Source organism: Streptomyces sp. AC627_RSS907, assembly GCF_019049165.1.
The window spans coordinates 1-6,643 of the sequence record NZ_JAGMUE010000033.1 but is presented as its reverse complement, the minus strand read 5'-3'; the positions used below and the strand labels follow the sequence as shown (position 1 = coordinate 6,643).

5 protein-coding genes and 1 pseudogene are annotated in these 6,643 nt (G+C 73.6%); 5 read left to right on the top strand and 1 reads right to left on the bottom strand.

Annotated elements, in window-relative coordinates:
* Nucleotides 1-494: 494 nt before the first annotated feature.
* Nucleotides 495-572 (top strand): annotated as a pseudogene (locus KUM32_RS45230) (ParA family protein); the annotation flags it as partial.
* Nucleotides 573-1,018: 446 nt separating this feature from the next.
* A complete protein-coding gene (locus tag KUM32_RS09635; RefSeq protein ID WP_217141407.1) occupies nucleotides 1,019-2,140 on the top strand; it encodes a ParB/RepB/Spo0J family partition protein in 1,122 nt (373 codons plus the stop codon).
* A gap of 119 nt (nucleotides 2,141-2,259) precedes the next feature.
* Here KUM32_RS09635 and KUM32_RS09630 read toward each other — a convergent pair whose 3' ends face one another.
* Nucleotides 2,260-2,508, bottom strand: a complete 249-nt coding sequence (locus tag KUM32_RS09630) for a DUF6059 family protein (RefSeq protein ID WP_217141406.1) — start codon at nucleotides 2,506-2,508, stop codon at nucleotides 2,260-2,262.
* Nucleotides 2,509-2,873: 365 nt separating this feature from the next.
* Here KUM32_RS09630 and KUM32_RS09625 point away from each other — a divergent pair, with 365 nt between their 5' ends.
* The 3 genes from KUM32_RS09625 to KUM32_RS09615 all read left to right on the top strand — a co-directional run bounded on the left by KUM32_RS09625 (nucleotide 2,874) and on the right by KUM32_RS09615 (nucleotide 6,561).
* Complete coding sequence (locus KUM32_RS09625) at nucleotides 2,874-3,758, top strand: SRPBCC family protein (protein WP_217141405.1); 885 nt, start codon at nucleotides 2,874-2,876, stop codon at nucleotides 3,756-3,758.
* Nucleotides 3,755-5,623: an acyl-CoA dehydrogenase gene (locus KUM32_RS09620; RefSeq protein WP_217141404.1), complete on the top strand. Its 1,869-nt coding sequence runs from the start codon at nucleotides 3,755-3,757 to the stop codon at nucleotides 5,621-5,623. Before KUM32_RS09625 ends, KUM32_RS09620 begins: the two co-directional genes overlap by 4 nt.
* Nucleotides 5,624-5,814: 191 nt before the next feature.
* Nucleotides 5,815-6,561 carry a 4'-phosphopantetheinyl transferase superfamily protein gene (locus KUM32_RS09615; protein ID WP_308408627.1) on the top strand — a complete coding sequence of 249 codons (747 nt, stop codon included), beginning with the start codon at nucleotides 5,815-5,817 and terminating at the stop codon, nucleotides 6,559-6,561.
* The last annotated feature ends 82 nt before the right edge of the window (nucleotides 6,562-6,643 follow it).

The following is a 6,643-nucleotide window of genomic DNA, read 5'->3' as shown; positions in this document are numbered from 1 at the left end:
CTCTCAAGCGTCGCCGCACCCGACGCCCCACCCCCGGGCTCGGCGAGCCGCATGCGTATACCGCGGTATACACCTGAGCCCCCTCTCAAGCGCCGCCGCACCCGACGCCCCACCCCCGGGCTCGGCGAGCCGCATGCGTATACCGCGGTATACACCTGAGCCCCCTCTCAAGCGCCGCCGCACCCGACGCCCCACCCCCGGGCTCGGCGAGCCGCATGCGTATACCGCGGTATACACGCCGCCCCGCGGCGCCACCGAAACCAACCCAATCCCACCCCGCGCCCGACCCATCTGAAAAGCTATGTCCCGTCCGAGTACCGGAGTCCGCTCCGGGAAGCACACGGAAACGGAGCACCATGCCTTCCTCAGTCCTCGTCGTGTCCACCGACCCCCAGGGGTCCACGATCTGGTGGGCCGACCGCGTCGGCGACAACCTCCCCTTCGACTTCGCCGCCGCCCACGAAGACCCCGACAGCCTCGCCGGTCTGAAGAGCCTGGGCGCGCAGATCCACGTCATCGCCAACCAGAAGGGCGGCGTCGGCAAGACCACCACCGCCGTCAACCTCGCCGCCGTCACCCACGATGTCCTCGGCTCCAGCGACGACCGGCAGCACATCTTCATCGACACACCCGGCAGCCTCGAGAACGAACACATCCTCGCCGCCGCTCTCGACGTCGCCGACGACGTCCTCGTCCCCATGCCGCCCGAGCCACTCGCGTTCGACCCGACCGCCCGCACCATCGAACGGGTCATCGTTCCCCGCGGCCTGCCCTACACGGTCGTCATCAACGCCTGGGACCCCCGTGACGGCAAGGCCGACCTCGAGGACACCATCGCCTACATCGACGCGATGGGCTGGTCCCGTGCGAAGACCGTCATCCGCCGCTACAAGATCCACACCCGTGCGGCGTCCGAAGGCAAGGTCGTCACCCAGTACGCCGACAACGGCACCACTCTCCGGGCCCGCGAGGACTACTTCCGTCTCGCCCTGGAGCGCGGTTACGGAGGACGCCGCTGATGGCAGGCAAGCGTGTATCCCTCGCCTCCCTCGCCGCCGGCAAGGTAGAGGCCGTCCCCGGCGCCAGCCGCCCCGACCTCGTCCACGTCCACCCGGACACCGTCACCCCCACCCCCCTCAACCCGCGCCGTGCCTTCGACGAGACCGAACTCGCCGAACTCGGTGAGGACATGCGCAACGGGCAGCTCCAGCCCTGCGTGGCCGTGAGCAAGGCGGCCTACCTGAAGCTGTACCCGGAGCACGAAGACCAACTGCCCGACACCTGCCGGTACGTCATGGCCGCCGGCGAACGCCGCTGGCGCGCAGCCCGCCAGGTCGGCCTCGACAGCCTTGACCTGATGCTGCGGCACGACCTCACCGAGACCCGGGTCCGGTTCCTCGCCGCGGTCCTGTCGGAGAACGTGCAGCGCGCCAACTTCAACCCCATCGAGGAAGCCGACGGCCTGCGGGCCATGCTCGAACTCCACGACGGGAACCAAGCCGCCGCCGCCCGCGCGATGGGCAAGTCGAAGGCATGGTTCAACCAGCGGATCGGGCTGCTGCGCCTGTCCGACGAGATGGTGCAACTCGTCCTCCAGGGGGAACTGACCGCGTTCCGGGACATGCGCCGGTTCGCCGCTCTGCCCCCGGACGAGCAGTACGCCACCTGGAAGCGGGAGAAGGAACAGCCGGCACCGCCCCAGCAGGCACCGGCCGCACCAGCGGCGACCGCGCCCGCGAACGCCGCTGCTGTCGGCACGGAGCAGCCGGAAACGTATACCGCGGTATACGCCCCCGCCGGCTCTCCGCCCGCAGCCCCGGACGGTTTCACGGTCGTAGAACCGGACGGTTGCACGGTCGTAGAACCGTCCGCGCCCCCGGGCCCGGCCGCCACTGAAACACCACCCACCTCAGCAACCTCCCCGGCTCCTGCGCCGAGAGCAGCCGAGGCGATCCCGGACCCCCGGGCCGGCGGAGCCACTGCGAAGCCGCCCACCGAGGGACCGCCGCGGCAGCTGCCCTACGACGACGGTGTCTTCATCGCCCACCACCTGATCCGGAAGATGCCCGCCGACGAGCTCGAAAAGTGCTTCCTGCTCCTCCTCAAGCATCGGGAGAAGCAGACGGCCGGCACCGACTGACGAGAGCAGGACCACGGCCCCGCTTCCCCGCCACCCCGGCGGGGGCGGGGCCCTTGGCGGTCGTGGCTGATGCAGTTGTCTTCACCCGCATCATCAGCCCCTCCACCACCGGGGCTGGTCTATGCGGCCTTGCGGTCCTGCTGGCCGTCGGTGGTCAGTTCGCGGGCCAGGCGACGTTCGAGGTCCGTCAGGGGCAGGTCGGGGCGCAGGCGTTCCGGGTGGCCCGGGGGCGGGTCCCGCCACAGGGCTCGCGGGTGCGCGTCCTCGTACGGAGCCGTGTCGCCGACGATGCACAGCCTTCCGTAGGTGACCAGTCCCTCCCACAGGCCGCGGACCAACCGGCGTGGGCACAAGAGCAAGCGCCCCATCCCTGGCACCTCCCGGATCGCTTCTGTGACCGGCGCGGCCGGCCCGGGGGAGCCGGGGCGACGGCGCACGGGAGGTCACCGTCCGCCGCCGGGCTCGAGGATTCGCCGGGTTCCGGTGGAGCGCTCACCGGGCGGAGGTCCGGGCCCGCTCCAGCGGGACGCGAGCGAGGCGCGTGCGGATCCCGAGCGGTTCCGGACAAGGTCGGGGACAGCCGCAGCACGACGGGCCCCGCCGCAGCCGCCCGCCCTCGGTGGACCGCGGCACGCCTGCGGCCGAGCAGGGAACCGGCACGGCGGACAGACGCCTTGGACGACGAAGGGTGTGGACGATGCCGGAAGCGCGAGTGCACCGTACTGCCTGTGAAGTGACCGCCCCGGCCCCGGCCGGAGTGCTGTACGGACTGATCGCCGACGCCACCGTGTGGCCGCTGTTCTTCCCCCCGTGCGTCCACGTGGAGCAACTGGACTTCGACGGAACGCGGGAGCGCCTGCGCATGTGGGCCCTCGCGGGCGACAGGATCAGCTCCTGGGTGTCACACCGGCGCCTGGACGTCGGACAGCGGCGGGTGGAGTTCCGCCAGGAACTGACCTCCGCCCCGGTCGAGTCGATGTCCGGGACCTGGACGGTGCGCCCCTTCGGCGACGAATCCCGGGTGACCCTGGAGCACGCCTTCACCGTGGCCGGCGACGCCCCCGCCGACGTGGCCTGGGTGGAGCGGGTCACCCGCGCCAACAGCCGCACCCAGCTCGACCGGCTGGCCTGGCTCGCCGAGCGCTGGACCCGCCTGGACGACCTCGCGGCGACCTTCGAGGACACCGTGCGGGTCAAGGCGCCCGCCGAGCTGATCTTCGACTTCCTCCACCGGGCCGCGGACTGGCCCGAGGACCTGGCGGACACGCGTCCGCTGGCCGTGCTGGAAGACACCCCGGGGGTCCAGGTGGTCACCCTGGACGGCCGGTCCGCGACCGGCACCGGGGCGGTGCGCATCAGCTTCCCGAGCGCGGGCCGCATCGTGCACAAGCACACGCGGACGTCCGGACCGCTGGCCGCCTACACCGGCGAATGGTCCGTCGAGCCCGACGAGTCGGGCGTCAACGTGACCGTGCGGCACAACGTGCTGCTCAGTGACGACGCCGCCGGGCCGGGCGAGGGCGCCGCCCGGCGGGTGTGCGACGAGTTGGGCCGGGCCGGCCGGCGCGTGCTGGCCCACGCCGCGCGCCACGCCTCCGGCGTGGTGCGGGTCCTGTGACCGCCGCGACCGGCACGGCCGCCGGGCCCGCGGGGGAGAGCCGCACCACGAGCCCCACCACGGGTCCCACCACGGGTCCCACCACGGGTCCCACCCCGGGTCCCGCCCTGGGGCGCGGCGCGGGCCCCGCTCCGGGCCCCACCCCGGGCCGTGCCACGGTGTGGGACGCCGGCGAGCCCCGACGTGCCGCCCGGCTGGAGGCCGCGCTCGGTGACCCCTTCGACCCCGGCAACCCGCACGGGCACCTGGCCCTGGTGCGGGCCGACGACACCCGGGAGGCACCCGCGGCCACCGAGGCGCTGCTCGCCGGCCACGGGCTGTCCGCCGAGTTCGTGCCCCACGACCTCGGCGGCCGGCTGACCGACCTCGAACAGCTCGCCCGCGTGCTGCGCCCGCTCTTCCGCCGCGACCTCGCGCTCGGCTACGGCTTCGGCGTCACCTCGCTGTTCGCCGCCTCCTCGGTGTGGACCGCGGGCGACGCGTCCCAGCGCGCGGCCCTCGCCGAGGTGCTGCTCGGCGGCGGCCGGGTCGCGATCGTGCACCGCGAGGTGGCGCACGCCAACGCCATCCTGCGCCGCGAGGTCGGCGCGGTGCGCACGCCGGGCGGCGGCTTCCTGCTGAACGGGAGCAAGGACGCGGTCATGAACGCCGACCGCACCGACACGTTCGTCGTCTACGCCCGCACCGCCACCGAGGACGGCTCCGGCAGCCACTCGGTGCTCCTGCTGCCCGGGCCGCCCGCCTCCGGCGAGGTGCGCAGGCCGGCGCGGGTGGAGATGCCCGGCATGCGCGGGGCCCGCTTCCACGAGCTCCAGCTCCACGACGTGACACTGCCCGAGAGCGCCCTGGTCGGCTCCCTCGGCGAGGGCGTGACCCTGGCCCTGCGCAGCTTCCAGATCAGCCACTGCCTCATCCCGGGCACGGTGCTCGCGGGCGTGGACAGCGTGCTGCGGCTGGCCGTGCGCGCCGCCACCGAGAACCGGCCCGACGGACAGCCCGCCCGCCGCTGGCACAAGGCGCTCAGCGGGGTGTTCGCGGACCTGCTGGCCTGCGACGCCATGGCCGTCACCGGACTGCGCGCGCTCAGCCTCGTACCGCAGGACGCGTACCTGCTCGCGGCGGCCGTCAAGTACACCATGCCGGACCTGCTGCGTGAGGACCTGGAGGAGCTGGCCGCCGTGCTCGGCGCCCGGGGGTACGACCGCGGGCCGCTGTACGGGGGCTTCCAGAAGCTCGCCCGGGACCTGCCCGTGGCCGGGCTCGGGCACTCGGGGACGGCCGTCTGCCAGGCGGTGCTGGTGCCCCAGTTGCCGGCGCTGGCGCGTACGGCGTGGTTCCGGACCGAGGAACCGCCCGCCGAACTGTTCCGGCCGGGGGCCCCGGTGCCGCCGCTCGACCACCGCAGGCTCACCCACTCCGGGACCGACGACCTGCTCACGGCGACGCTGATCGGGGCCGCCGAACGGCTGGCCGGGCAGGCGTCGTCCGGGCCGCTGCACGCCGCGCTCGCCGCGCTGGCACGGACGCTGGTGGAGGAGCTGCGGGTGCTGCGCGCGCGGTGCGCGGCGCTGCCCGCCGCCGGGAGCACGGCGTTCGACCCGGTGGCCTGCGCCCTGGCCGACCGCTACGCCCTGGTGCTGTCCGCCGCCGCCTGCCTCGGCGTCTGGGAGGGCCAGGCGGGCGGCGACACCTTCCTGGCCGACCCCGCCTGGGCGGTGCTCGTGCTCAGCCGCATCGGCCGCAGACTCGGCGCCCCGGTGCCGGATCTGCCGGCGGGGGTGCAGGAGACGGTCCTGGCGGAGGTGCTCGGGCGCTGCCGTCACGGGCGCAGCCTGGATCTGTACGGCACGCCACTGGCCTGCTGAGCGTACGGAGACGCTTGTCGGAGATGTTCGGGCGGGGGTGTGCGGGCCGGTGAGGTGCCGGGTACGTCCGACGACGCCCTCGACTCCGCCGGGGGGACCGGCGAGAGACCACACGCAGGGAGACGACGATGAACCGGGTCAGATGTGCCGTGCCCCTTCACGTGTCACGGCCGTCCGGGCCCTGGCCCGGGGTGCGGGAGAACCTTTCCCAGCTCGGCAACGCGCTGGTCTGCACGACCTGGAGCGAGTGGCTGCCCAGCGTGCTGACCACCCGTCGGCTGCGGGAACTGCTCGGCTCCGACTGGCAGCGTTACCGGCGCACTCCCGACGCGGTGGTGCGCTACCGGTTCGCCGCGTCCCGGCTGCTGATCAAGTACACGGCCGCCGCGGCCCTGGCCGTCCCGCCCGAGTACCTGGACCTCGCCTACCGGCTGGGCGGGCGCCCCTACCTGCGCGGCTTCGACCAGATCGAACTGAGCCTGAGTCACACCGGTGACCTGATGGCCGTCGGCCTCAGCCGCATCGGCCGCATCGGGGTGGACGTGGAACCCGCCGACCGGCCCGTACGCCTGGAGCTGCTGGAGACCCAGGTCTTCACCCCGGCCGAGGCCCGGGAGCTGGCCGGACTGCCGGAGGGGGAGCGAGGCGCCCACGCGCTGCGCCTGTGGACCCTGAAGGAGGCCTACAGCAAGGCCCTCGGGCAGGGACTGCGGTTCGCGTTCAAGGAGTTCGGCTTCAGCGGCGGCCGGCTGACCGCCCCCGACGGCAGTGTCGTCACGCGCGGCGAGTGGGGGTTCGCCACCTATCCGGTGATGGACCGGTACCTGCTGAGCGTGGCCTGTCACGACGCCGGACTGAGCACCGCCGGTGACACCTCCGTGGGGACCATGCTGGACCAGGGGTTCATGTCGGCGATGACGGATACGGCGCGCGGGTAGGGCCGGTCCTCCGGGGCGCGAGCCACCCGCCCACGAGCCACCCGCCCATGAGCCGCCCGCCCACGAGCCGCCCGCCCTCGAG

Coding starts and splice junctions, on each gene's coding strand:
- KUM32_RS09635 (WP_217141407.1), top strand. CDS start 1,019: ATGGCAGGCAAGCGTGTATCCCTCGCCTCCCTCGCCGCCGGCAAGGTA.
- KUM32_RS09630 (WP_217141406.1), bottom strand. CDS start 2,508: ATGGGGCGCTTGCTCTTGTGCCCACGCCGGTTGGTCCGCGGCCTGTGG.